This window comes from Mycobacterium neglectum (genome assembly GCF_002591975.1).
Taxonomy (GTDB): domain Bacteria; phylum Actinomycetota; class Actinomycetes; order Mycobacteriales; family Mycobacteriaceae; genus Mycobacterium; species Mycobacterium neglectum.
The window spans coordinates 114,373-140,631 of the sequence record NZ_NVQE01000008.1 but is presented as its reverse complement, the minus strand read 5'-3'; the positions used below and the strand labels follow the sequence as shown (position 1 = coordinate 140,631).

General features: G+C 65.2%; 17 protein-coding genes. 7 read left to right on the top strand and 10 right to left on the bottom strand.

Going from position 1 to position 26,259, the window contains the following annotated elements; all coding sequences use genetic code 11:
• Positions 1-5: 5 nt before the first annotated feature.
• Positions 6-9,251 (bottom strand): type I polyketide synthase, encoded by a 9,246-nt coding sequence (locus tag CSQ99_RS09375; RefSeq protein WP_099038788.1) that lies wholly within the window; start codon positions 9,249-9,251, stop codon positions 6-8.
• A gap of 495 nt (positions 9,252-9,746) precedes the next feature.
• Positions 9,747-10,481 (bottom strand): DUF1906 domain-containing protein, encoded by a 735-nt coding sequence (locus CSQ99_RS09370; RefSeq protein WP_141562655.1) that lies wholly within the window; start codon positions 10,479-10,481, stop codon positions 9,747-9,749.
• Positions 10,482-10,640: 159 nt separating this feature from the next.
• Here CSQ99_RS09370 and CSQ99_RS09365 point away from each other — a divergent pair, with 159 nt between their 5' ends.
• The 4 genes from CSQ99_RS09365 to CSQ99_RS09350 are packed head-to-tail and all read left to right on the top strand — an operon-like array spanning position 10,641 to position 14,583.
• Positions 10,641-11,735 carry an ABC transporter ATP-binding protein gene (locus CSQ99_RS09365; RefSeq protein WP_099038787.1) on the top strand — a complete coding sequence of 365 codons (1,095 nt, stop codon included), beginning with the start codon at positions 10,641-10,643 and terminating at the stop codon, positions 11,733-11,735.
• A gap of 3 nt (positions 11,736-11,738) precedes the next feature.
• The gene (locus tag CSQ99_RS09360) at positions 11,739-12,932 is read left to right on the top strand and encodes an ABC transporter substrate-binding protein (protein ID WP_099038786.1); all 1,194 of its coding nucleotides are present in this window, start codon (positions 11,739-11,741) and stop codon (positions 12,930-12,932) included.
• A complete protein-coding gene (locus CSQ99_RS09355; RefSeq protein ID WP_176560944.1) occupies positions 12,911-13,783 on the top strand; it encodes an ABC transporter permease in 873 nt (290 codons plus the stop codon). Before CSQ99_RS09360 ends, CSQ99_RS09355 begins: the two co-directional genes overlap by 22 nt.
• A complete protein-coding gene (locus CSQ99_RS09350; RefSeq protein ID WP_099038784.1) occupies positions 13,783-14,583 on the top strand; it encodes an ABC transporter permease in 801 nt (266 codons plus the stop codon). The genes CSQ99_RS09355 and CSQ99_RS09350 overlap by 1 nt, the downstream gene beginning before the upstream one ends.
• 11 nt (positions 14,584-14,594) lie before the next feature.
• On the opposite strand, the gene CSQ99_RS09345 is transcribed toward CSQ99_RS09350, so the two are convergent.
• Positions 14,595-15,377 carry a MerR family transcriptional regulator gene (locus tag CSQ99_RS09345; protein WP_141562654.1) on the bottom strand — a complete coding sequence of 261 codons (783 nt, stop codon included), beginning with the start codon at positions 15,375-15,377 and terminating at the stop codon, positions 14,595-14,597.
• A 342-nt stretch (positions 15,378-15,719) separates the two neighbouring features.
• Here CSQ99_RS09345 and CSQ99_RS09340 point away from each other — a divergent pair, with 342 nt between their 5' ends.
• Complete coding sequence (locus CSQ99_RS09340) at positions 15,720-16,991, top strand: MFS transporter (protein WP_176560943.1); 1,272 nt, start codon at positions 15,720-15,722, stop codon at positions 16,989-16,991.
• Here the strand turns inward: CSQ99_RS09340 and CSQ99_RS09335 are convergent.
• Positions 16,988-18,250 carry a low temperature requirement protein A gene (locus CSQ99_RS09335; protein ID WP_099038782.1) on the bottom strand — a complete coding sequence of 421 codons (1,263 nt, stop codon included), beginning with the start codon at positions 18,248-18,250 and terminating at the stop codon, positions 16,988-16,990. The two genes, CSQ99_RS09340 and CSQ99_RS09335, sit on opposite strands and share 4 nt — an antisense overlap.
• Positions 18,251-18,416: 166 nt before the next feature.
• On the opposite strand from CSQ99_RS09335, the gene CSQ99_RS09330 reads away from it, so the two are divergent.
• A complete protein-coding gene (locus CSQ99_RS09330) occupies positions 18,417-18,839 on the top strand; it encodes a PPOX class F420-dependent oxidoreductase (protein WP_099038824.1) in 423 nt (140 codons plus the stop codon).
• A 53-nt stretch (positions 18,840-18,892) separates the two neighbouring features.
• Positions 18,893-19,600, top strand: coding sequence for an IspD/TarI family cytidylyltransferase (locus CSQ99_RS09325; RefSeq protein WP_176560942.1), 708 nt, complete (start codon positions 18,893-18,895; stop codon positions 19,598-19,600).
• Positions 19,601-19,606: 6 nt separating this feature from the next.
• Here the strand turns inward: CSQ99_RS09325 and CSQ99_RS09320 are convergent, their stop codons facing one another.
• The 6 genes from CSQ99_RS09320 to CSQ99_RS09295 all read right to left on the bottom strand — a co-directional run bounded on the left by CSQ99_RS09320 (position 19,607) and on the right by CSQ99_RS09295 (position 26,223).
• Positions 19,607-20,290 (bottom strand): IspD/TarI family cytidylyltransferase, encoded by a 684-nt coding sequence (locus tag CSQ99_RS09320; protein ID WP_099038780.1) that lies wholly within the window; start codon positions 20,288-20,290, stop codon positions 19,607-19,609.
• An 11-nt stretch (positions 20,291-20,301) separates the two neighbouring features.
• Positions 20,302-20,961, bottom strand: a complete 660-nt coding sequence (locus tag CSQ99_RS09315) for a hypothetical protein (RefSeq protein WP_099038779.1) — start codon at positions 20,959-20,961, stop codon at positions 20,302-20,304.
• Positions 20,958-21,788, bottom strand: a complete 831-nt coding sequence (locus CSQ99_RS09310; RefSeq protein ID WP_099038778.1) for a hypothetical protein — start codon at positions 21,786-21,788, stop codon at positions 20,958-20,960. The genes CSQ99_RS09315 and CSQ99_RS09310 overlap by 4 nt, the downstream gene beginning before the upstream one ends.
• A gap of 142 nt (positions 21,789-21,930) precedes the next feature.
• Entirely contained in the window at positions 21,931-23,394 is a 1,464-nt protein-coding gene (locus tag CSQ99_RS09305) for a FadD3 family acyl-CoA ligase (protein ID WP_099038777.1), read from the bottom strand.
• Positions 23,391-24,581 (bottom strand): amidohydrolase family protein, encoded by a 1,191-nt coding sequence (locus tag CSQ99_RS09300; protein ID WP_099038776.1) that lies wholly within the window; start codon positions 24,579-24,581, stop codon positions 23,391-23,393. Before CSQ99_RS09300 ends, CSQ99_RS09305 begins: the two co-directional genes overlap by 4 nt.
• Before the next feature lie 103 nt (positions 24,582-24,684).
• Positions 24,685-26,223: an AMP-binding protein gene (locus CSQ99_RS09295; protein WP_099038775.1), complete on the bottom strand. Its 1,539-nt coding sequence runs from the start codon at positions 26,221-26,223 to the stop codon at positions 24,685-24,687.
• Positions 26,224-26,259: the final 36 nt, after the last annotated feature.

Below are 26,259 nucleotides of genomic sequence, written 5' to 3'. Positions count from 1 at the left end.
CTATCTCACTGCCCCGCTTGCATGTAAACGTCGTCCTCACCGAGCCGCGACGCCGCGTCCAGGAGCATCGCGGCTTCCTGACGCTTCTCCGGTGCATCGGCGCTGAACCGACGGTCGGCCGGCTTCTCGTACAGCGGCCGCCCGCCCGCGATCGCTGAAGCGAGACGCAGCTGACCCGCAAGCACACGGGCGTCGGCCCTGCGCTTGTAGTCCTCACGCTGGTCGGGGCTCAACGCCGCCATGAAGGCCTGCGGGTGCACCAGGGCCACCAGGCCGGACACGTGACCGAATCCGAGGCTGGTGATCAGGCCCGCCTTCAACGGGAACTTGTCACCGAGCCGCAGGCTGTCGCGCAGCCAGACCAAGTGGGCGGCACTGGACATTTCTTCGTCGACGCAGTCCAGGCTGCGGTTGGGCGGGATGACGCCGTCCCGCAGGATCTGGCACAGCCCCATCATCTGGAAGGCCGCCGCACCACCCTTCGAGTGACCGGTCAGGCTCTTCTGCGACACGACGAACAGCGGGGCTCCAGCGGAGCGGCCCAATGAGTCCGCGAGTCGTTCGTGCAGCTCGGTTTCGTTCGGGTCGTTGGCCAGTGTGGAGGTGTCGTGCTTGGAGATCACCGCGATGTCGTCGGCGCCGACACCCAACTTCGCGAGTGAACGCGCCAGCTGCGAATCCCTGCCGCCGCGACCGGCGGCCAGCGCACCGAGCCCAGGAGCGGGGATCGACGTGTGGACACCGTCGCCGAAGGACGACACGTACGCCACGACGGACAGCACCGGCAGGCCCATCTTGAGCGCGAGGTCGCCGCGGGCCAGCAGGATGGTTCCGCCACCCTGTCCCTCGACGAATCCGAGTCGACGACGGTCGTTGGCACGGGAGAACTTCGAGTCGCTGATGCCCTTGGCACGCATCACCTCGGTGTCGGCCGTGGCCGCCATGTCACCGAATCCGATGATGGCCTCCAGCGTCAGGTCGTCGTAACCGCCCGCCACCACGAACTCGGCCTTGCCGAGACGGATCTTGTCGACGCCCTCCTCGACCGAGATCGCCGCGGTGGCGCATGCGCCGACCGGGTGGATCATCGACCCGTAGCTGCCGATGTAGGACTGAACCACATGTCCGGCAATGACATTCGGCAGGACCTCCTGCAGGATGTCGTTCGGCTTGTTCCGGCCCAGCAGGTTGCCGTGGTACATCGTCTGCATCGACGTCATGCCACCCATGCCGGTGCCCTGGGTACTGGCCACCAGGCTCGGGTGCACCCAGCGCATCAGCTCGGTCGGCGTGAATCCTGCGGACAGGAACGCATCGACGGTCGTGACAAGATTCCACAACGCCAATCGGTCGACCGTTGAAACCATGTCCGCGGGGACGCCGTACACCATCGGATCGAAGCCCGTCGGGATCTGGGCGCCGACCGTGCGGGACAGCTTCGTCTTACGAGGCACCCGAATCTCGGTGCCCGCCTTGCGCGTGACCTGCCAATCGTTGCTGTCCGGCACCGGAGCGATCACCGTGTGCTCCGGATCGAATTCCACGAACGGCCGGGCCTCGGCCTCCGACGACACGACAAACGTGAAGTCCTTGTCGAGGAACACCGAAACCATGATCGGTGAAGCGTGGTCCGGATCTATCGCGCCATCGTCGACGAACTCGCGGATGCCGACCCGCTCGATGACCGCGTCGTGATAGCGCTCCACCAGCTCGCCTTCGTCGACCAGCTCACCGGTATCCGTGTCGTACCAGCCGGGCGTGGGATCTTCCTCCCACTTGACCAGGCCCGTGGTCCACGCCAGCTCCAGCACGCCGGCGGCCGACAACTCGTTGTCGACCTCCATCTCGAGGCGGGTGCGTGAGGAGCCGTACGGCCCGATCTCCGCACCGCCGACGATCACCACCAGATCGGCGGGATCGACGTCGAGGTCGCTCCACTCCGGTGGCGGTGCCGACCGGTAGCCGCGCGGCGGGGACGGCAGCGCGCGAATCGTGCCGTGCTCCTCGGTCTCCTCGTCCACGCTCTCGGCGGCAGATGCCTGATCTTCCCGCGCTTTGGCGGCCAGCTCGGCCAGGTCGAGCTCGACTTCAGCGAGACCACCGGTCAAATCGGCCTGCAGCGGCTCGCGTGCGGCGGCGACCTTGGACTCGATGTCGCAGAGAGCGAGCAGCATCCTCGCCATCTCATCGGTGGTGTACGTGGTCACACCGGCTTCCTCGACGGCGTCGACGATCGCGTCGTTGTGACCCATCAGCCCGGTGCCCTTGGTCCAGCCGATCAGCGCGTGTGCCAACGAAACCCGCTGCGCCCACGAGGACTCGGCCTTCCACCTGGTGACCAGCGCGTCGAGGGCGGACTTGGACTCGCCGTAGGCACCGTCGCCACCGAACATGCCGCGGTTGGGAGAGCCCGGCAGCACGACGTGCAACCGCGCGGCGATATCGCGTTCCGCGCCGACGTGTGACAGCCCGCCGATCAGCCGCTGCACGGCCCACAGCAGAACCTTCATCTCCATCTCGGCGCGGGATCCGGCGTCGGACAGGTCGCCGGCGACTCGCGGTGCGGCGAACGGGAACAGCAGCGTCGGCGTCAGCGCATCCTTGAGGTGAATGGATTTCGGCCCGAGGCTTTCGCTCTGCTCCGTACCCACCCATGAGACGAGGTCGTCGATGTCGCTGTAGGACGCCATGTTGGCAGGCACCACCCACAGCTTGGCGTCGAACCGGGCGTTGTTGCGGTAGAGCGTGCGGTAGAACGCCAGACGTTCGTCGTTGAGGTTGGACGTGGTCGCGATGACCGTCGCCCCGCCATCGAGAAGCTGCGCCACCACGGACGCGGCGATGGACCCCTTCGAAGCTCCAGTGACGACGGCTACCTCGTCGGTGTGGGTTCCCTTGCCCGGGTTCTCCGCTCCGGCGGCCGCGCGGCCATACAGAGAGGCATGGATGTTGCGCCCTGCCGCCAGTGACTTGCCCTGCCACCACGTCGCCTGCGTGCCGACAATGTGGCCGGCACCTTCGAACCGTTCCGAAAGACGCTGCCAGTCCCTGTCGATCTCGCCCTCGTCGAGCAGCCAGAGCCTGGCCAGGTCCTCACGTGCGCTGGCCCAGCGGTCGTCGAACAGAACGGCCTTGCGGCCGTCGAACGTCGGCGCCACCAAACGCGGCCAGTCCGAACCCAATTCGGTCGTGACGAGATCGATGAGCTCGGCGTCCGTCGCTTCAGGCACGCTGACAGGTGCTTCGTGGCCCAACTGGCCCAGGATCAGGCGTGCCGCCGAGGCGAGCACACCGTTCGGTCCGGTCACCTTTTCGGCGAACTCACCGAGCGCCGCGGAATCCACCACACCGCCTCCGCCACCTGCGGCCGCGGGCAGTGTGACCGCCACACCGTTGCGTGCGCCCACCGCCGCCACTGCGGCGTCGATGACCTTGTCGACACTCGCCGCGTCCGCGAGAGCGCCGCTGTGCAGGCCGCCCAGATCGCCGCCGCGCACGCTGGACCCCTCGCGGGTGCCCAGCGCCACCTCGACAGTGACGTGCTTGACCCAGCCGTCCTCGAGTTCCCAGGTCTTCTTGACCCGTTCGGCGATGTATGCGGGGCGCTTGCCCGACGGCCCGAGAGCCGTGCGGAGCTGGTCGTTGACCGCGTCGGAAAGCACTGGGCCGTAAGGCTTGTAGGTTCTGGCGAGCTTGGTGACCTGGCCCTTGAGCCCGGCGAGATCGGCCTCCGCGGCACCGTCGATGGCACCGAGATTCAGCTCGGACCCAAGATCCACCAGCAGCTGGTTGCGTCGCGACGACGCTCCGTCGGTGATGGACTCGATGGAATCGAGCGCTTCGATCTGATCGATGCGCATCTTCGCCGACAACGCGATCAAAGCCGTTGTGGCGTCGGCGGCGTCGTAGGTGAGATCGGCCGGACGTGGACCACCCGACGGCGCTGCGGGCGCGGCGGGGGCGGGTGCGGCCTCGACCGACGCGGCCGCTTCCTCGGCCGCCGGCGCCGCGTCGGCTCCGTCGTCCGCGTCGAGGTCCGGCTCCGGGTCGGTGTCCGTGGCGAACAGCACCGCGGCATCGCGCTCCGAGTTCAGCACCTCGGTGGTGTTGTGCGAATACTCCGGAAGCTTCAGCGTATTGGTCGCAAGACCGGCGACGGTCGGTGCCGACTTCACACCGATCTCGACGAACCGCTCGATGCCGAGACCGCCCGCGGCCTCCTCGATGAAGAGCAGGTCCTGCGTCTCGATCCACCGCACCGGGCTGGCGAACTGCCAGGCGAGCAACTCGATCACGACCTTGCGCATCAACTCGCGCGGCTTCTCGTTCCGCCAGGTGTCGTAGTCGGCGAGGATCTCGTCGAGCGGTTCGGCAGGCACCAGATCGCGGATCTCCTGAATGAAGTCGCGGTCCAACGTGAACGGCCGCGGCACCAGGTTCGGGATGTACTTGCCGACGATCAGATCGGGATCCGCGTCGCGCGGCATGACGCGCTCGAGCGAGCGGCGGAAGTCGGCGACGCCGACGCGGAGCACAGACGAGTGGAACGGCACGTCGATGCCGGGCACCAGGATGAACGACCGCTTTCCGCCGCTGATCTCACGGCGCTTCTCGACCTCTTCCTCCAGCACCTCCAGCCCGCGGACCGTACCGGCGATGGCGTACTGCGAGCCACGCAGGTTGAAGTTCACGATCTGTAGGAATTCCCCGGTGCGCTCGGCGATCTCGTCGATGAATCCTGGGACGTCGGCATCGTCGAGATCGATCTGCGACGGCCGGATCGCGGCCAACCGGTAGTTGGACCGGCCGAGGTGGTCGCGCGGAACGATGTCGTGCATCTTGCTCCCGCGATGGAACACCACCTCCAGCAGGGCGTCCAACTCGTAGACACCGCTGACACAGGCCAGCGCCGTGTACTCGCCGACGGAGTGGCCGCAGGCCAGCGCACCTTCGACGAAAGCACCCTGTTCACGCATCTCGGCGACCTGGGCGGCCGCCACCGTCGCCATCGCGACCTGAGTGAACTGCGTCAAGAACAGCACGCCGTCGGGGTGGTGGTAGTGCACACCGCTGGCGATCAGGCTGGTCGGGTTGTCCCGCACCACGTGCAGTACCGAGAAGCCCAACGTCTCGCGGGTGAACTTGTCGGCGGTGTCCCACACCTTGCGCGCGGCCTTGGACCGGGAGCGCACCTCCATGCCCATGCCCTTGTGCTGGATCCCTTGGCCGGGGAACGCATAGACGGTCTTCGGTGCGGCCAGTTGCGCCGTCGCCGACATGACCAGCTCGTTGTTGACGCGCGCGGCGACCTCGACGATCTCTGCGCCACGGTCGATCCCGACTCGGTCCACCCGGAAATCGACGTCATCGCCGGGCAGGACCATGCCGAGGAATCGAGACGTCCAGCCGACCACACGGGCCGGCGGTGCGGCCTTGCCGTCGGTTGCGGCGACGACGTGCTGGGCTGCCGCCGAGAGCCACATGCCATGCACAATGGGTGATTCGAGGCCGGCCAGCAGTGCGGCGGCACGGTCGGTGTGGATCGGGTTGTGGTCCCCGGAGACCACCGCGAACGCACGCATGTCGGTCGGCGCCGCGACGGTGACGTCACGACGGCGACGACGCGGCGTCTCGGTCGCGTTATCGGTGATCGCGCCACCGGCACGGGGCGGGTCGCTCAGTTCTGCCCCACCGGTACGGCCCCGGATGGCGAACCGTTCCTCCAGCTTCGCCAGTACATTGCCGTCGGCATCGGCGACGTCGACGGTGACCGGCACAACTCGCCCGTACTCGGTGTCGAATGCCGCCGAACTCGTTGCGGTGACCGTCAATTGAGCGACCGTCTTCGGCATTGGGGTGAGCAGGTGCGCGGCGTGGTCCAGGTGAACCAGGCTCAGCAGACCTTCGACGACGGGGATCCCGCCGTCGGTGACGGCCGCACCGATCGTCGCGAAAACCGCGGGCCAGCAGTGGCCGACGAGCGCGTCCGGCACCAGCGTGAGGCCCGGCGCCAACGGTCCCCCGAAGGTGGCGGTGACACCGGTGTGGTCGGCGACCTCTTCGGGATCCCATTTGACGTTGACCGTCGCGGTGTTGTCGTGTACTGGCGGCAACGCCTCGGGGCCGTCGACTCCCGCGGCGATGGCGAGGACCGAGCGCATCGCCTTCGAAGCATCCTCGACGGTCACGACCGGCATACCACCGTTAACGGTGCAGGATCCAAGCGTGAAGCGGATGTCGATCCAGATGTCGCTCAGCGGAACACTCAGCGTGACGGTTTCACCGCTCAGTTCCAGCCGGGCACCCGTGGACGGGTGTGTAGCGCTGCGGTTTTCGTTGGCCTGCCATTCGTCCGGCGCGCCGATGCGGTGCACCGGGTTGATGGCGGTCCGGCCCGCCCACAGCACGTCGGGTGAATCGAGCACGACCGCGAGCGCACCGGTGACATCACTGCGGGCCTGTCGACGGGACACCGCCGGCGTCGGCTCAGCGCCGGCCACAAGCAACTCGTCGATGGACGCCTGCTCGAAGCGGTCCAGCAGTTCGCCGACCGGTTCGTCGACGCGCGTGATCCCGGCGACCGCCTCTGTGCCCGGGATGATGCACACCTGGTCGGCGGTATAGCGCGCGTCATGCGCCTGCCACAACGAATCGCTGCGCCACCAGCGCCGCACATCCTTGTCGATGACGGGCACGAAGTTGACCGGCTTGCCCGGCGTCTTGCAGAGCGTGATGAAGAACGGTACGTCGGCCGGATGCAGCTTGAGCGTCCCGGAATCGGGGTAGCGATCCTGCAGGAGATCGATTGCGTTCTGCGGATTATCCAGCAGCGCTTGGCCTTCGGGGCTGTCCGTGAACAGCGTCTCGATCGGCCCGGAGTCCTGCGGATGCAGTCGCGCCTCGGCGCGCTTGAGCATGTCGGCGAACCGGTCCCGCCAGGTGTCGGCGATCCACGGGCTGCCGGGGGTCGCGGTGTCCGCGGTGCTGTCACCGTCACCGATCGCCAGTTCGACATAGCGCTTCAGCCACTGCAGGTAAGTCATGTCGCCGATGTCGCCGAAGTAAGGCTTGGCCGTGTCGGCCATCGCGGCGATCAGCTCGTCACGACGCGCCGCGACGGCGTCCGCGTCGCCGGCAACCTCGTCGAGCAGTCGCCCGCACCGAGACGCCGTGTTGTCAATCTCGTGAATGTCGGCGCCCAGCTGGCTGCGGCTGGAAGCCATGCCCCCGTTGGCTTTTCCGGCGCTGATCCAGTGGTCGGTTCCGCTGGTCTCGACCAGCAGCTGCTTGACAGCAGGCGAGGTCGTCGCCTCCAGCGTCGCCATGGCTGCGGTTCCGACGAGAATCCCGTCGACCGGCATCTCGGGGAATCCGTAAGCCTTGGCCCAGGCACCCGACAGGTACTCCGCCGCTCGCTCGGGTGTGCCGATGCCGCCGCCGACGCAGATGGTGATATTCGACAGCTTCCGCAGATCGGCATACGTCGCCAGCAGTAGGTCGTCGAGGTCCTCCCACGAATGGTGACCGCCCGCGCGTCCACCCTCGATGTGCACGATCACGTCCTTGCCGGGCACCTCGGTGGCGATATTGATGACCGACTTGATCTGGCCGACCGTGCCGGGTTTGAACACCACGTGGCTGAGGCCCACGGTGTTCAACTCGTCGATCAGGTCGACGGCGTCCTCGAGATCGGGGATGCCCGCACTGACCACGACACCGTCGATCGGGGCGCCGGACTGACGTGCCTTCTGCACCAGTCGTTTTCCACCGACCTGCAGCTTCCACAGATAGGGATCCAGGAACAGCGTGTTGAACTGCACAGCGCGGCCCGGCTCGAGAAGCGTGGTGAGTTCGGCGATGCGGTCGGAGAAGATCTCCTCGGTGACCTGACCGCCGCCGGCCAGTTCGGCCCAGTGGCCCGCGTTGGCCGCCGCGGCGACGATCTTCGCGTCGACCGTCGTGGGGGTCATGCCCGCAAGCAGGATGGGCGACCGCCCGGTCAGTCGGGTGAACTTGGTGGACAGCTTCACCGAGCCGTCGGGCAGCTTCACGGTCGTCGGCGCATAGCTCGACCACGGAGGCGGCACCTCGGGTTCGGCACCGACGGTGAACAGATTGCGTTGCCCGGCGCGGGTGGCCGCGGGAACGATTCCGACCCCGAGACCCCGGATCACCGGGGCGGTCAGGCGCGTCACGGTATCGGCGGGTCCCATGTCGACGATCCACTTCGCGCCGGACTCGTGCAGCCGCTCGATCTCAGCCACCCAGTCGATGGGGCGAACGAAGATCGCCTCGGTCATCTCGTGTGCCATCGCGGCGTCGATTCCACACTTCTCGGCCCAGCCCTCGACGACCTCGACACCGTCGGCCAGCCGCGGGGTGTGGAACCCGACCTCGACCTGCACCCCGTGGAATTCCGGGGCGAAGACCGCGCCCCCGCGGACCTTGTTCTTGCGTTCGGCTTCTTCTCGCTCGGTGATCTTGCTGCAGTAGAGCTCGAATCGACCGAGTTGCTCGGGCGTGCCGGTGATGACGACGGAGCGCCTGCCGTTGCGGATCGACAGCACCGGCGGCAGCACCGTGCGGACATCCGTGCTGAACTCCTCGAGCAGTTCGCGCATGCGTTCAGGGTCGACGTTGGTCACCGACACCATCGGTGTCTTGTTTCCGCGGCCGACCATGCCCCGGCGGCGTGACATCAACGAACCGGCCGCGCCGATCAGTTGCAGCAGCGCCAGCAGTTCTGCGTCCTTGGCGCCCTTAGCTCGCAACGATTCGCAGGCCATGATGCCCTGCGAGTGACCCGCCATTGCCACGGGCGGCGTGTTGTACAGATCCAGGCCCTGCCTGGTGAGTGCGCGGATGGCGGCCATCTGGGCGAGCAGGATGCCCGGGCCCGAGATCGCGGCGGTGACGAGTTGTTTGGTGGCGGGTAGCGGCTCCTCGGCGGCGAGGGCCCTGACCCACTGCATCGGTTCGAAGCCGATGGGCCGTACGACGACGAGCTCCCGCGCCACGGGTTGCAGTAGCAGCTCGGCCTCGCCCACCACTTCACTGAGTTCGGATTCGATGCCTGCCGAGCTGACCAGCTCTTCCAGGTTCTCCAGCCACGCCGCGCCCTGCCCGCCGAACGCGACGGCATAGGGCTCGCCGGCGTTCAACCGATCAACGAGCGCATGCACGGGCGGACGGGATCCCGGACGCTCGGTGGCTGATTCGGTGGACACCCGGTGCTGCTCGTTGATCGTCACGTCTTGTGTTCTCCCTCGGTACCGTCTAGCGCGTATCGCACGTCGTCTGTGTCGGCTGTGTCGTCTCTAGAAGCTGGCTGGCCTGCGCTCCTGCGCGGCGGCCCTGCGATTCAGCGTCGAATCCCGACTCGTTCGTCCGGTCTGGCGGACAACTCCAGCTGCACTAAGAGTGTCATAAGAGGAGGCACCACTTTCGCGGCCGAAATGGTTACTGGCGAGTTCTACGCACGGGTAACCGGTGCTTCGATAACGCACGCCTCCGAGCGCGCCGAACCTATCCGGGACAAACGTCCTGCATGCGGGTGGTTACGGTCGAGTAAGTGTAATAGCGCAGATCAAGGCGGTATTGTTATCAAATCGTTATGTAAAAATCTCGGTACTTTTGACCTGCGGCATCTCGGCACCCAGACCCGACAACATGGGTCGAAATGTCTTGTCTACGGCGCCGGCCACCGCAGGAAGTTTGCTAGCTTTACCTACTGGTCGGTAAGATTTCTAGTCCCACTGCCCGAATTGGGGCTGCAGTATGTGATTGATGTCGACGCCGACGCCCCCGACGGAGCGCTTGTCGATCTCGACCTGGTGCAGATGGGCGGCCCGGTGGGCGATCTTCCCCGGCGACCCCCAATTGTGCTGCCAGTACCAGGCGCCCAGCCCGTCCTGGATGGCCCACTCGATGGTCTTGGAGTTGGCGTAGACGCCGGTGCGCTGGTGACCCAGCACCGCCTCCCAACCGCGGAGATAGGGTGCGACCTGCTGTTTGTACTGCTCATATGTCGGATCGTCATCGATTGACGTATAGATCGGCGCCCCATAGGAGCCGCCGGCGGCCACGTGGAGTTCCCAGCCCCGCTTGGCGTGCGCGACTCCGGCGTTCTGCCCGCCGAGCCAGTCCGCGGTGTCTTGCTTGCCGTACTGGTAGCAGGACACGATCTTGAGGCCGTTTTGATAGAGGTCCCGCGCCTCGGCAATCTGAATCGGCTTTCCCAGCATCCAGGCACCACCCGGGCGGCGGTCCGAAACGTACCGAATGGCACCCAAGGCGCCCGAGCCCCGGATGTCGCTGGCACGGATGACACCGGCGGCGTAATCGAGCAGAACGCCCAGCGGAGCCGCTGAAGCCGTCGCAGGAGCAGCCGCCGACATCAGCGCCTGCAGGCCGGTGCCCGCGACGAGGGCGGCAGGCACCGCCGCGGCACCTTTCAGCACGTCGCGCCGGGAAACTGACACGTGCCACAGAGTACGACAGCTGTATCACATTTCACGTCAGCGCCACTGGTCACAGCTGTATCAAGATTTTTTTCCGGCTTCGCGATGGCAATGCGAACGGGCGCACTGCGAAATCCTCGATGACCTGCGGCCCGGCCATTCGAATTCATACGATTGGCCATGGTTTCGGGGCCTTCGGGGACGATCGGCGCGCAATCCGCTGTGAATGTGTCTGGTGAAGTCCGAGATCCGCAGGTCGAGCTGATCGGTGTCCGCAAGGAGTTCGGCGCTGCGGTCGTGGCCGTCGAAGGCGCCGACCTAGCCGTCTCCGACGGCGAATTTTTCGCCGTCCTGGGTCCATCCGGTTCCGGCAAGACCACGGTCCTTCGCATGATCGCGGGATTCGAGCCGCCCACCGCAGGGGTGATCAAACTCGGTGGCGTGGACGTCACAGGCCTGCCTGCGCAACGCCGGGATGTCAACACCGTTTTCCAGGAGTACGCGCTGTTCCCTCACATGACCGTCGCGCAGAACGTCGAGTACGGCCTCAAGGTCCGTGGCGTTCCCAAGGCCGAACGCAGGCGTCGCACCGGCGACGCGCTCGACATGGTCCGGCTCACCGAGCATGCGCCGCGACGCCCGGACCTGCTGTCGGGCGGGCAGCGTCAGCGCGTTGCGCTCGCGCGCGCACTGGTGGGTCGGCCACGGGTGTTGCTGCTCGACGAACCGCTCGGCGCGCTGGACCTCAAGCTTCGCGAGCAGATGCAGATCGAACTCAAGGCGATCCAGCGCGAAGTCGGCATCACGTTCGTCATCGTCACCCACGACCAGGACGAGGCGCTGAGCGTATGTGACCGGCTGGCAGTGTTCAATCACGGGCGCATCGAGCAGATCGGCGGTGCCCGCGAAGTCTACGAGAATCCGGTCAACAGATTCGTGGCGGATTTTGTCGGAACGTCGAACGTGCTCGACGGTGCCGCCGCCGAAGCACTCGTCGGGCGCGCCGGAATGTTCGTGGTCCGGCCTGAGCGCATCGGCGTCTTCGCGGCCGATACCGACTCGGTGCCCGGTGTACGCACGGTCGCGGCGACGGTGTCCGAACTCATCTACGCCGGGCCCACGACCCGAATCACCGCGCATACACAGCTCGGCGTCACCCTGACCGCCACGGTGCTTACCGCCAGCACGTGGCTGCCTCCCGACCTGCACCACGGCAGTCCAATCACGTTGGCATGGCCGGAGAAGGCCATCCACACACTGATGAACGAGGAGTAGCGAATGCCGTCAAAGTCTCTGGCCGTTCTTGTGCTCACCACGTGCGCTGCGCTCGTACTCGCCGGCACCACGGCCTGCGGTTCCGATCAAGCCGGTACAGGCGAGACGCCGCCGAAGATGGAGCCGCTGGCCGCCGTCGGCGACGGCGAGGGCGAGCTGAACCTCGTCGCGTGGGCGGGATACGCCGAGGACGGTTCGAACGACCCGAGCGCCGATTGGGTGACGCCGTTCGAGCAGCAGACCGGATGCCAGGTCAACGTGAAACTCGGGAACACCTCCGATGAGATGGTGCAGCTGATGCGCAGCGGTCAGTACGACGGCGTGTCGGCGTCAGGTGACGCGACGCTTCGCTTGATCTATGCCGGCGATGTGGCGCCGGTCAACACCGATCTCGTGCCGAACTACGCCTCGATCTCATCGTTCCTCAAAGACAAGCCCTGGAATTCGGTCGACGGGCAGATGTATGGGATCCCGCACGGCTGGGGCGCCAATCTCCTGATGTACAACATCGAGGTCGTTCGCGATGCGCCGGATTCGTGGTCGGCGGTGTTCGACGAGGCAGGCACATACAAGGGTAGGGTCACCGCGTACGACTCCCCCATCTACATCGCCGACGCGGCGTTGTACCTTTCCAAGTCCAAGCCGGAACTCGGAATCTCCGATCCGTATTCACTGACACCCGAACAGCTCGACGCCGCAACCGAATTGCTCAAGAAGCAGCGGGAGAACATCGGGGAGTATTGGTCGGATTACACCAAGGAAGTGCAGGCCTTCGAATCTGGCACTTCAGTTATCGGGACGACTTGGCAGGTCATTGCAAACACAATCGGCGCGGAGAACAGGGTGCAGGTCAACACCGTCCTGCCCAAGGAAGGTTCCACAGGGTGGTCTGACACCTGGATGGTCGCGGCGAAGGCCGCCCATCCCAATTGCATGTACAAGTGGATGGACTGGATCTCGTCACCTCAGGTCAACGCCCAGGTCGCCGAATTCTTCGGTGAGGCACCGGCGAACGCCAAGGCGTGTGACTACACCATCGAACCGGACTTCTGCGACATCTATCACGCGACCGACGAGGATTTCGCCGAAAAGATTCACTACTGGACCACACCACAGAAGAACTGCGTCGACGGCAGCGGTGACAACTGCACGGCCTACAGCGAGTGGGTCGACAAGTGGCAACAGATCAAGGGCTGAGCCTGCCCGGGTCCGCCCCGTCAACCTCGTTGCGACGGCGCATCAGGCTCGCGATCCTGCTGGCGCCTCCCCTTGCGTGGTTGGTCGTCGCATACCTTGGATCGCTTGCAGTGCTACTGGTTTCGGCATTCTGGAGCACGAATTCCTTCACCGGCGCGGTGGTGCACACATTCACCCTCGACAATGTCGTGCGGGTGCTGACCGATGAGCTCTTCAGGACAGCGACGCTGCGCACAGTCTCGGTGGCAGTCACGGTCACCGTCATCTGCGTGGTCCTGGCCGTGCCTCTGGCGTTCTACATGGCCAAGATGGCCTCGCCGCGAATGCGGTTGGCGCTCGTCGTGGCGGTGACAACGCCGCTGTGGGCCAGCTATCTGGTCAAGGCGTACGCCTGGCGTATGCTGCTGTCCCCGGAGGGCCCGCTGTCCTGGGCGACCGACTACACGCCCGGATACGGCCTGACCGCCACCATCGTGACCCTGAGCTACCTGTGGCTGCCGTACATGGTCCTTCCCGTGTTCGCGGCGTTCTCCCGCGTCCCGAACTCGCTGATCGACGCGAGTGCCGACCTCGGCGCCTCCGACCTGTCCACCCTGCGAATGGTGGTGGCGCCGTTGGTATTCCCTGGCATCGCCGCAGGCTCGATCTTCACCTTCTCGCTATCGCTTGGCGACTACATTGCGGTAACGATCGTCGGCGGCAAGACCCAACTGCTTGGCAACATCATCTACGGCCAACTCGTCACCGCCAACAACCAGCCACTGGCGGCGGCGCTGTCGATCATCCCGCTGGTGGCAATCGTCGCCTACCTGCTCGCGATGCGGCGCACGGGCGCGCTGGAGAACATCTGATGCTGTCGAACACCGCACGTCGACTGGTCCGCGGATGGACACTGTTCGTACTGCTGTTCCTCTACGCGCCATTGCTCCTCGTGGTGGTCAACGCCTTCAACAGCTCCCGCACATTCGCATTTCCTCCGACGGGTTTCACGCTGCGCTGGTGGTCGGATGCCTGGAACAGCCACGGCATGTGGCAGTCGCTCGCGAATTCGGCCGTGGTCGGCCTCGGCGCAACGGCCATTGCGCTGGTGCTGGGGACGATGGCCGCCGTCGCGGTGCAGCGCTACGACTTCTTCGGTAAACATGTGGTGAGTTTCCTTGTGGTATTGCCGATCACGTTGCCCGGTGTCGTCACCGGCATCGCCTTGAACGCGACGTTCACGTCCGCGCTGGGGGTGTCCCTCGGCCTGGCCACCGTCATCATCGGGCACGCCACGTTCTGCGTCGTCATCATCTTCAACAACACCCAGGCACGGCTGCGTCGAATGGGCGGCAACCTGGAAGACGCCTCCGCCGACCTCGGCGCGTCACCACGACAGACCTTCCGCTACGTGACGTTCCCGATGATGCGAGGTTCCGTGGTGGCGGGCGCAGTGTTGGCGTTCGCGCTGTCCTTCGACGAGATCGTCGTCACAACCTTCACGGCCGGCCCGGCTGTGCAGACACTGCCGATCTGGATCTTCGGAAACCTGTTCCGCCCCAACCAGGCACCGGTGATCAACGTGGTCGCTGCGGCGCTGACGATCGTCGCGATCATTCCGGTGTGGCTTGCTCAGCGCTTCGGCGGCGACCCGACGGTCAGCAGGGTGTAGGGCCGGCGCTGCTACAGCCGCAGGAGTTCACTCAGCAGGGCCCCGCCGGAATATCCCGCCGCCGCGCCAGCGGACAGCTGCCGCTCCATCGACTCCTCCAAACGATCAGACAGAACGTGCCCCCACAGCTCGCGATAGTCCTGGGTGATCTGACCCAAAGCTTCGACGTCATCCTTCTCCGGCACACCGCTTTTCCCGAGTCTGGCCTCCATCACCTCCTCGAGCGAGCGGACGAAGCCGATGGCCAAGCCGTCGGCGGCATCCCGACTCGACTCATAAAAGCGAAGCAGCCCGCGGATGTACTGCGGCTGATCCGCGGCTCGCCCGAGAATTTCGGCAATCGTCGGATCGACGACGACAACGCGGCCGCGCTGCCGTTGCGCCAAGCCGTAATCGATGAGCGCGTTGGCTGTGTCCCCGTGGGGGTCGATGTCGAGGGCACGCGGTCTCGCCGCCGGCTTTCTGCCTGTCGGGCCCTTCGCGCCGGCCGTGGACTCGTCTTCGGGGTCGTCGCCTGGCCGAGGCCCGAGTAGGGCCCGCTGGATGCCCAGGATGTCTGCCAGGTCGGCACCTTTACGCATGCTCGCGAAGAACTCGGCGATGTGAGCTGAGTTGAACCCGCGACGCAGCAGCTGGTTGATGGTGCGCAGCTGCGAAAGCTGGTAGTCGTCGTAATACGCCGAACGGCCGACCCGGCGCGGCGGGTCCAGCAGCCCACGCTCACGATAGGCGCGGATATTGCGAGTACTGACGCCGGATAGTCGTGAGAGCTCATCGAGGCGGTACTCAGCCAACGGGGCGCACTCCGATCGCGTTTCGGGCGCAGAGCAGCTGTGGACCACGAAGGTTCATGCGACCACTGTAGCGAACGTGGCAGGCTACGAGCGAAGAAACCGTAGTTCCTGAATATTTTCACTAGCTAATCAATCTAGGCGTCACCATCTGCATATTTGACGCCCTGGTAATCTCCTGATCGACGAGGTTGTGCAAAGACAGCCAACTTTGACTTCCGCCAACGACCCACCGGGTGAGTGACCTCACCGCTAAAGAATTGGCTTCTGGGCCCGTCGTTGCGGGAGTATCAAAAGTGGCAGACATTAAGACAAATCCGCAGTTGTGCAGTTATGAGGTTCGGCGTGCGTCCCTGGATCGTATGGACCACCGGCCTCTTCGCCTACATCGTCGCCGTCCTCGACCGCACCACCCTCGGCGTCTCCGGCCTCGACGCGGCTGACCGCTTCAGCGCCGGCCCCACCGTGTTGTCGGCGTTCGTGGTCCTGCAAGTGATCGTGTATGCGGGCGCACAGGTCCCGGCAGGCCTGCTGCTCGACCGATTCGGCTCCAAAACCCTGATCGTCGTTGGCGCCGCGCTGATGGCCTCGGGCCAGCTGGCGTTGGCGTTCACCGAATCTCTGCCTGCAGCCATCGGCGCACGGGCGGTAGTCGGGCTGGGCGACGCATTCACGTTCATCTCGGTGCTGCGCCTGGTTCCGCACTGGTTCACACCTCGGAAGGTGCCGCTGGTGACGCAGTTGACCGGAATCTGCGGCCAGCTTGGTCAGGTGCTGTCCGCCATTCCGTTCTTCGCCCTGCTCGCGGGTATGGGCTGGACCACTGCCTACGTATCGGTGGCCGCGCTGGGGCTGCTGTCGATCGTCCTGACACTGCTTCTGGTCCAGGACACACCGGACGGCCGTGTAGTCGAGTCCGAAGCCACCTCGATCCGCGAAATCATGGCCAGCGTCAAGACGGTGTGGTTGCGGCCGGGGACACGCTTGGGCTTCTTCACACACATGGGCACCCAGTTCTCGGTGACGGTGTTCGCTCTGATGTGGGGTGTCCCGTATCTCACGGTCGCCCAGGGTCTTTCGGCAACCATCGCGGGAACTCTGTTGACCATCTCGGTGGTCGCCGCCATCTCCGCCGGCATCCTGGTCGGCATCTTCACCGGACGCCATCCGCACCGCAGGTCGCGGCTGGTGCTCTGCATCATCGCCAGCAATGCCGCCATCTGGTCGGTGGTGCTGGCCCTCCCCGACCGTGCGCCGCTCTGGTTGCTGGTGGTTCTGGTCGTGGTCATCTCGGTCGGTGGTCCCGGATCGATGGTCGGCTTCGACTTCGCCCGCACCTTCAATCCGCGTGCGACGCTCGGCACGGCGTCGGGCATGGTCAACATGGGCGGTTTCATCGCCTCACTGCTGGTCATGCAGTTCATGGGCGTCATCCTTGACGCGGTGGGTGAGATCTCGTTCGAAGCCTTCCGGCTGGCGTGGACCGTTCAGTACGCCATCTGGGCGCTCGCCGTTGTCGGCATCCTCATCACCCGCCGCAAGGCACGCGCGGTGATGCGCGCGGACCAAGAACGGATGCTGATGGAGGGTTTCGACCCCAGTCCAGCGCCCCGCTAGCGGCCTTCCAACGCCTTGAGGATGTCCGCGGCGGCATGCCGATGGCCTGCGGCTTCGTAGCCGATCACGGTCACCAGGGGCGCCAGCGTGACGACGAGCAAGCAGTTCGCCATCGAGTAACCCATCTCGGCCAACCACATCGCAACGGCCAGCACCACCGCCGTGAGAACAAGTAGCACCACGTGGAACAGCGCGACCTTCCGAACAATCACGAAATAGAGCGCGTAAATGGAGATGACGTACAGGCCAACCGGCAGAGCGACGGCCAACACAGTTTGCACAGAGCTCAGCTTGGAGTGATGCTCGATGTAATAGGCGGCCACATGCAGGCCGGCGCCCGTCGCCACGATCGCGCCGTACATCACGATCGGCAGGTAGCCGAACCAGAACGACCGTTCGCGGTGGGCGCGCAACAACTCCGCCTGCGGCACCACGAAATACGACCACCACATTCCGAACGTCAGGCCGATGCCGGCCACCACGACGAACGCGGCGTCAAACGTCCAACCCTGCGCGCTGACCACCGCCGACAGTGACGCCACGGTACCCACGACACCCTCGCCCAGCGCGATGATCGCCAGCAGGCCATAGCGTTCGGCAATGTGGTGCGGATGCCAAGGCGTACCTCCCGCGCGGTACTCGGCAATGATCGGCCCAAGAGTTTCCACGCCAATCAACACTGCGACGAGAATGAATGTCACCGGGATCGACTTGTGCACCAGGGCGCCGGCAATCCAGCCGACCTGCGCGACGCTCACCCACAACGCATACGTGAGGCAGGCGGCGCGGCGTCCCGGGTCCTGTTTGGCCGCCCGTAACCACTGCGCTACCAACGCAATTCGCATGATGACGTAGCCGGCAACCATGACCCGGCTGTCGACGTACTCGCCATGCTCGATCGATGCGAACATCGGCGGGAATCCGAGCGCCATGATGATGACGCCGACCATCTGCAGCATCGTCATCAACCGATAGACCCAGTCGTCGGTGTCATAGGCCGACGCGAACCAGCTGAAGTTGATCCAGGCCCAGCACACCGAGAACGTGGCGAGGGTGAAGCCGAGCAGGCCGGCGCCGACATGGTTTTCGGCGAGCATGTGTGCGAACTCATTGGCCGCAATACCGAAGGCGATGACGAACGTAAGGTCGAACAGAAGCTCTAGCGGTGTGGCCGCCCGATGCTGCTCGTCGGGATCACGACCGGACATCGGACGAACCCGGTGCTGGATCGTGATCGATTCCTGCTGCGCGTCGCTCATGGCTCTATCTTCGCCAACGTCCACCGCATCCGTCGCATCCGTCCCCCACAACATCGGGGAGTGCACTACTCACGCCATTGCGGCGGCCCCGATGCCCTGTTGGTGGCCTGCCCGTCGATCACGGCTCCACTGACCGCAATGGGCCGCCCGCGCTACCGTGGAGCGGGTGGACCAACTCTCCGATGACGTCATTGCTTTCCTGTCCGAAGGGACCCGCACCGGGATGTTGGGTTACCTCGCGTCCGACGGCCGCCCGCTGGTGGCTCCCGTGTGGTTTGTCGTCGACAACGGCCAGCTGGCATTCAACACCGGCAAAGACACCGCCAAAGGCCGCGCGCTCGTACGCGATCCACGCGTGGTGATGTGTGTCGACGACCCGCAGCCGCCGTACTCCTTCGTCCAGGTCCAGGGTGTCGCCACGGTCAGCGAAGATCCCGACGAGTTGCTCGACATCGCCACCCGTACCGGCGGCCGGTACATGGGCGCGGATCGGGCCGAGGAATTCGGCCGCCGCAACGGAGTGCCAGGCGAACTGGTTGTGCGAATCACGCCGACCAAGGTGCACAACGCCTTCGGCCTGACCAACTGACCGGGCGCGGGAGCGCGACCACGCGACGGCGCGCACAGTGACAAGATGTGGTCATGAGCGCGACGCCGGGGCCCCGTGCCGTGGCCGTTGTGCTCGCAGCCGGTCTTGGGACGCGGGTCGGGGCTGACGGCAACAAGGCCTACGTGAAGATCGCCGACCGCTCGATGGTCGCCTGGTCCATCGACACCTTGACCCGGGTTCCCGAGATCGCTCGCACCGTGTTGGTGTTTCGGAGCGGCGAGCTCGAGTTGGCGCGGGACACGATGCGGCGGGAACTACCCACGGCGGCAGTGGAATTCGTCGAGGGTGGGGACAGTCGGCACGCGTCGGAGTCCAATGTGTTGGCATACCTCGCCTCCGACATTGAGTCCGGGTCCGTCGACGTCGTTGTCATCCACGACGCCGCCCGACCGCTCGCCGGCCCTGAGATGTTCGCCACCGCGCTGTCGGTCGCGCGAGAGTTCGGCGGTGCAATCCCCGCGATACCCGCCGTCGATGTGGTCCGCATCCGCGGCGATAACGACGTCGAATCGATGACCGACCTGGTGCGCGTCCAGACGCCGCAGGCCTTTCGCGCCGCGGCCCTGCTCGAGGCCTACCGCGCCGCGGCACGGGAAGGATTCGAGGGCACCGACACCTCGTCATGCGTCGAGAAATTCACCGAAATCGAAGTCCGCACGTTCCGCGGCGACCACCGCAACTTCAAGGTGACCTACGCTGGGGACATCGCCGTCGCCGTACGCCTTCTCACGCGTCGCTAGGCCTGCCTACCTGCTCGCGATGATCGCCTCGATGAACTCTGCGTCTCTGGGCAGGTCGGGGCGGAACGCGTCGGGGTCACCGTCGACGAAGGTGATGGGGGTGGCAGCGCCGATGGCGACGGCGACCTCGTCGAAATCGCCGAACGTGCGCTGTGCGAGCCACCCGGCGAGTGCGTCCATGGCGAAGCCGCGGGGGAATTGGATGGTGCGCAACACTGACCGATCCACCGTGGCGGTGACGGAACCATGGACATTGACGGACTTGACGCTGTCGGTCACCGCGAGTTCCGGCAACACGACGGTGCCACCGCCACGCAGGCCTGCGACCACACGCTGCACTACATCGGTCGATACCAACGGACTGGAGATATCGTGAACCAGCACGTGGGTCGTCGAGAACGACGCGTGCCGAAGGTATTCCAATGCTGCAGCGAGGCAGTCAGCCCTGGTCGCGTCCCCATCGACGGCCGCGACACCTATCGACGCCAGATCCTCGGACGCCAGGGCGACGCCGACGTCATCGATCAGAGGTTCAGCGGCGGCGACGACGATGCGGCCCGGCTCTGCCACCGCGCCGAGCAGCGTTCGTACGACGCGCGACAGCGGCGGCGCAGCCGCCAACGGCAGGAACGCAGCCGCGGTATTGTCCACAACCGAAATCGGCAGCGGTACAACGACCGAAACGTCCACGGACTCTCGCGCTATACCGGGTCGAATGTGTTGATCAACCAGCGGTCATCGATCTTCTTCAGGCCGACCTTGACGCTACTGGCCGCAAATGCGCCGTCCGGATTCTCCTTGCTGGTGGTCGTCTGGTTGATGAACAACAGAACGGTTGCGGAGTCCGGTTGTATCTCGGACACCGCGCCCCGAATGACGGCAGCGACGGTCTTGACCTGTTTCTCCTTGGCAGCCGGCGTGACGATCTGTTCGGTGAATTGCGTGTAGTACGAAAGGAAGTCACCGGTCAGATTCGATTTGGCAGCCGTGAAGTCATTTTCGAGAGTGTCCGGCGAGTAGGACAGCAATGCCACGGTGCCACTCTTGGCGGCTTCCAGCGCGACGTTCGCGGCTGCCGCATTGGTCTGTTGATCCACTCGGTATTGGTAGAAGTACAGCCAGCCGGCCACTCCGGCAGAGACGACCAGTGCGGCCGCCACCAGGACGACACCCAGGATGGCGCCGAGATTGCGCCGGGCGCCGGTGGAACCCGCACGCTCGGGGTCCTTGCCGCCGGTGTCCTCGACGATCTCGTCGCTGGAATGCTCGGCGACTTCGCCGGACTCGGTGATCTCGACGGCCTCGCCGCTCTCCTGCGCGGTGCTTTCGTCCGGCTGCGGGCCCTTATTGTCGGCGCTCACGGTACGAACTCGACTTTCGACATCTTCACCTGTCCGCCGTCGACCCGTTCGAGGTTGACCGACAGCCGCCATGCGCGCGGCTCCTGTTTTGCGCCTGAGGAATTGGTGACTCGGGAGGTGGCGGCAATGAGCACCACGGCGGATGTCGGGGTCATCGACTCGACCGCGGTGGCGGTGACGTTGACATCGGTGATCACCTTGGCATCCTGGGCGACCTTGATGAAGTCGGCCTGCTGGTCCTGGAAGTCCTTCTGGAACTGGCCGGTCGTGTTGTCGATGATGCGCGCCACGTCGGCTTCGGCATTGTTGAAGTCCAACGACATCAAGGTCACCACACTCTGCCTGCCGGCCGCTTGATACTCCGCGTCAAGCTGTTGGGTTGCGACTGCCTTCCGGTGCTGGTTCACCATGAGCACGCTGACCGTGATCAGCGCGGCCGTGCCGAGGACCGCCAATGTCATCGCGACAATCTTGAGGACGAGCCCCCACCGGCGACCGCCTGGTGCGTGTTGCTCTTGTTCGTCGCGGGCGGTATCGGGTAGCTCGACAACAGCCTCGTCGTCGGCCATCGCTTCCAGGCTCTCGGATTCGGCCTCGGCCTTGGCTTCCGCCTTGGACCTGGCTTCGGATTCCTGCGCCTCGCGACGCAACCGGATCGCCCGTGCCTTTGCGCGCGCCGCGGCGGCGGCCGCCTCGGCCTCAGCCGCCTCGGCCTCAGCCTCTTCAGCCAGGGTCAGCGCGTCGCTCACCGGGGCGTCCGGCGGCTTCGGCGATTCCTCGACCGGATCAGGGTCGGTCACCGACGCACGGCGCTTGAATGACGGCACGGCGACCTCCTTGTCCTATGCCTACTTTTCATGAGAATGCCATTATCCTTTTTTGCGTATCGCCGCGACGATACCTTCCCTCCACAGGCCCGACAAATGCCGACCTTCCTGCGGAAATGCTATTTACACGCTGTGCGCACGCTCAGCGGTCTCGTTTGTGCAAGTCATCCTTGACCACCTTGCCGGTGGCGTTCAACGGCAGCTTGTCGAGGAACTCTACATACCGGGGCACCTTGAAACCCGCCATTCGTTGGCGGCTCCACTCGATGAGATCGTCGCTGCTGATCGCCGGTCCACCCGCCTTGGCGACGATGAACGCCTTGCCCACCTGACCCATCCGTTCATCCGGCACGCCGATCACGGCCGCCTGCGCGACGGCTGGATGCTCCAGCAGATAACCCTCGATCTCCGCGGGATAGGCGTTGAAGCCGCCGACGATGTACATGTCCTTCTTGCGGCCGACGATCCGCAGCCGTCCAGCGGCGTCAAGCGTGCCGAGATCGCCGGTGTGCAGCCAGCCGTCGTCGTCGATCGTTTCGGCGGTGGCGACTGGATCGTCGAGGTAACCCTGCATCACGGTGTAACCACGCACCAGCACCTCGCCGTCGTCGGCGATCCGGACCTCGACTCCGTCGCACGCCGTTCCGGCGGTGGTCGCGATGTCTTCGAAGGAGTCGCCCGGTCTCGACAGCGTCACCGTGCCCGCCTCGGTCAAGCCGTAGCCGGTGGCCAGCGTTTGGAAGGGCAACTCCTCATGTACTCGGCGGACCAGTTCCACCGGGATGTCGGCCGCGCCGGTCACGCCCGCGCGCAGAGTGGACAGCTTGCTCTTGTCGGCGACCGCCAGTAATGAGTGATATAGCGTGGGCGGCCCCGGAAGCATCGTGATCCGTTCGGCGGCAATCAGTTCCACGACACGCTCGACATCGAAGACGTCCACCGGAACCATGGTCGCGCCCCGAGTGAACGAGGCGATCAGCCCCGCCTTGTAACCGAAGGTGTGGAAGTACGGGTTGACCATCAGATAGCGGTCACCCGCGCGCAGGTCCGCGAGCTCACACCATTCGGCGTAGAGGCGCAGATTCTGACGGTGGTTCATCATCACACCCTTCGGACGCCCGGTTGTGCCCGAGGTGAAGATGATGTCGGAGATGTCCGAGCCCTCCAGGCCGTGGACCTCCCACGGTGAACCGCTGGAAAGGAAGTCGGACTTCAGGTCGATCACGGGCACACCTGCGGGGGCGGAGTAGTCCTGGCCGAGGAATCCCTTCTGGGCCACTACCGCCTTTGCCCCACTGCGGCCGATGATGTCGGCTGCTTCTTCGGCTTTGAAGCGCGTGTTCACGGGAACGAGCACTCCGCCAGCGGTGAGCAGGCCGAATGCGGCGATCATCCATTCTGCGCAGTTGGGCGCCCAGATCGCTACCCGATCACCCTTGACGATGCCGAAATCCGCGAAGGCGCCTGCTGCGCAACGAATCCGATCAACGATCTCGATGAAACTGAGGCGCAGCGGACCGTCGACAACCGCTTCTGCGTCACCGAAGCGGTCCGCCGCGCTCAAGACCATCTCGGGGATGGTCTTGAAGGGTTTCCTATCCGTCACACGGTGACGAGGCGACCGAGGTTGCCGCCCATGATCTTCGCCTGATCCTCCATGGAGAGGTGCTCGAGCGCGGTCACATAGTGGGTCGGTTCCGCAAGCCCCTCGGGGTGCGGCCAGTCCGAGCCGTAGAGCACCTGGTCGACGCCGATCAGGTTGATCAGATCGTCGATGCCCTCCTCGTAGAACGGGCTGACGAAGATGCGGTTCTTGATCTCCTCCATCGGGTTGCCCGGGAAGGCTTCTGGCGCCTTCTTGTAGACCTCGGCCATGGAGTCCAGCAGCGGGAACATCCACTTCGAACCCGCCTCGACGATGCCGACCTTCAGCTTCGGGAACCGGAACAGTGCACCGTGAATCACCCAAGAGGCCACGGCATCCTGAATCGGCCGCCACTCGTTGAGGATCGACATCGCGTTGGTCTGGAAGGGCAGCATCTCCTGCGCGGCGCCGTCCCACTCCGAGGTGTAGCGGGAGTAACCGCTGTCGCTGGAGTGCATGCCTACGAAGACGTCGTACTCGACGCACTTCTGCCAGAACGGGTCGAACTCGGGCAGCGCGAAGGACCGCGGGCCGCGGAACCCGGGCACCGGCGCGGGGCGGATGAGGATCGCGCGGGCACCGCGCTTGACCGCCCAGTCCAACTCCTCGATCGCCTTCTCGACGATGGGCAGGGTGATCACCGGGGTGGTGAAGATGCGGTTCTTGTAGTTGAAGCCCCACACCTCGTGCAGCCACTCGTTGAGCGCGTGGATGATGACGTGGATCGCGAGCGGGTCATCGGAGAGACGCTCCTCGATCAGGCTGGCCAGCGTCGGGAACATCAGCGAACGGTCGAGACCCAGCTCGTTCATCTTCTCCAGCCGTGGCGCGGGCTCGAAGAACGCCGGAATGGCGCGCATCGGCTCACCGAAGAGTTCACGCTTGCTCTTGCCGTCGGGGTTTCCGAATTTGAAGTACTCCTCCCAGGCGCCCGGCTTGGCGACCACCGAGAAGGTGGGGTTCGGGATGTAGTTGCTGATCTGGCCCTTCAGCGCGATCTTGGTACGGCCGTTGATCTCGACGTATTGGACGACGTCCTTGTACTCCTTGGGCAGGTACTTGGTCATCGCCTCTGGCGGCTCGTAAAGATGGTTGTCCGCGTCGAACAGCGGAAACGGAATGTCGACCCGGTGCGACAGCTGGCCCATGAAAGACTCCTTATCCTCTTACGAGAATCCTATTCTCCTAGTGCCACCGTAACAAGGTTTTACGGCCGAGTGGTAATGGCGTTCTCATGCACCTGTTCCCGACTCACGCCTGAATGTTCTGGCGAACGCGAAACTTCTGCACTTTGCCGCTCGCGGTGCGCGGAAAGTCTTCGCCGTCGGCGACACGATGGAGCTCCTCCGGCCATTTCTGGACCGCGACACCTGCCGCCTTGAAATGGGCACGGACCTCGTCGAGTGTCGGCATGTCGTGGCCATCTCGAACCCGCAACACCGCGGCCGCACGCTCGCCGAGACGGTTGTCGGGTGCCGCCACCACGACGGCCTCGACGACGGCGGCCATGCCGAGGAGCACCTCCTCGACCTCGAGCGCGCTGATGTTCTCACCGCCGCGGATGATCACGTCGGCCTTGCGGTCGGTGATGGTGAGGTAGCCGTCGTCGTCGAGCACGCCGACGTCACCGGTGCGATACCAGCCATCCGGGTCGAACGCGCGCTCGGTCATGGAATCGTCGGTGTAGCCGAGGCACAAATCGGGCCCGCGACTGAAGATCTCGCCGTCGGGCCCAAGGCGGATCTCGACTCCCGGCCGGACATCACCGTCGGTGAACAGCCGCTTGTCCTCCGGCGCGCTGCGTCGCGAGCCCGTGATCGACGGATGCTCGGTGCTGCCATAGGAGCGGAAGACGAACATTCCGAGGTCGGCCAGCCGGCGGGTCACCGCGGCGGGAACCGTCGAGCCACCGAGCCCGACCGTCGTGAAGTGGCGAATGTGGTCCGGCGTGCAGTCCGGATGATCGAGCACGCTGGTGACGAAGTAGGGCGGCCCGCCGCCGATCGACAACCCGTCGCGTTCGATCAGCTCGAGTACCCGGCCCGGATCCCACACGTCGCACAGATCGATGGGCGCGCCTTCGAGCACCGGGATGAGGAAGGCGCCGAGCATCCCGATGAAGTGGCCGACCGGAGTGGCGGTCAGCTGCCTGCCGCGGTCGGGTGGATAGTTCTCGAGGAGCTGACGCGTCTCGAAGCCGAGCGTCTGATGGCTGTGGATGACGCCCTTGGGGTTGCTCGTCGTGCCCGACGTGAACGCGATCAGCGCGGGACTGGCGGGGTCCGCGCCGAGGGTGCCCGTCATCGGATCGTCGGCAAGGAGGTCGTCGTATGTGCTGCCGACCAGACCGACGATCGGCACGTCTGCGCACAGGTCGGCCTGGAACGTCATCCGGCCGAATTCGGCGGTGGTGATGAAGGCCTTCGGCCGGGCCGTCGACATGATGTGGCCGAGTTCCCTGCGACCGTAGAAGTGCACGATCGGCACGGTCACCGCGCCGAGGAAGGTCGAGGCCCAGAATGCCGCGGCGGCCTCCATCCAGTTCGGCAGCTGGATGGCTACGACGTCGCCCGCGGCGACGCCGCGCGACCGCAGTCCCGCGGCCAGCCTGCGGGCCTGGATCTCGACGTCGGCGAAGGTGCCGGAGAACGGACGCACCTCCGAATGCACACGGAAGGCCGTGGCCGGGTTGGCCGCCAGTCCGCCGGCCACCAGATCCCCGAGCGTCTCCTGCGTCCACCACCCTTCGGCTACATAGCGTTTGGTCAGGTACTCGGGGATTCTTCGCATGGGCTTTGCCGCTCCTCCGCGTCGGGCACCGATGCT

Excerpts from the sequence above, each read along its gene's own strand:
- CSQ99_RS09365 (WP_099038787.1), top strand. The coding sequence starts at position 10,641 with ATGGTTTCGGGGCCTTCGGGGACGATCGGCGCGCAATCCGCTGTGAAT.
- CSQ99_RS09360 (WP_099038786.1), top strand. The coding sequence starts at position 11,739 with ATGCCGTCAAAGTCTCTGGCCGTTCTTGTGCTCACCACGTGCGCTGCG.
- CSQ99_RS09350 (WP_099038784.1), top strand. The coding sequence starts at position 13,783 with ATGCTGTCGAACACCGCACGTCGACTGGTCCGCGGATGGACACTGTTC.
- CSQ99_RS09335 (WP_099038782.1), bottom strand. The coding sequence starts at position 18,250 with ATGAGCGACGCGCAGCAGGAATCGATCACGATCCAGCACCGGGTTCGT.
- CSQ99_RS09325 (WP_176560942.1), top strand. The coding sequence starts at position 18,893 with ATGAGCGCGACGCCGGGGCCCCGTGCCGTGGCCGTTGTGCTCGCAGCC.
- CSQ99_RS09300 (WP_099038776.1), bottom strand. The coding sequence starts at position 24,581 with ATGGGCCAGCTGTCGCACCGGGTCGACATTCCGTTTCCGCTGTTCGAC.
- CSQ99_RS09295 (WP_099038775.1), bottom strand. The coding sequence starts at position 26,223 with ATGCGAAGAATCCCCGAGTACCTGACCAAACGCTATGTAGCCGAAGGG.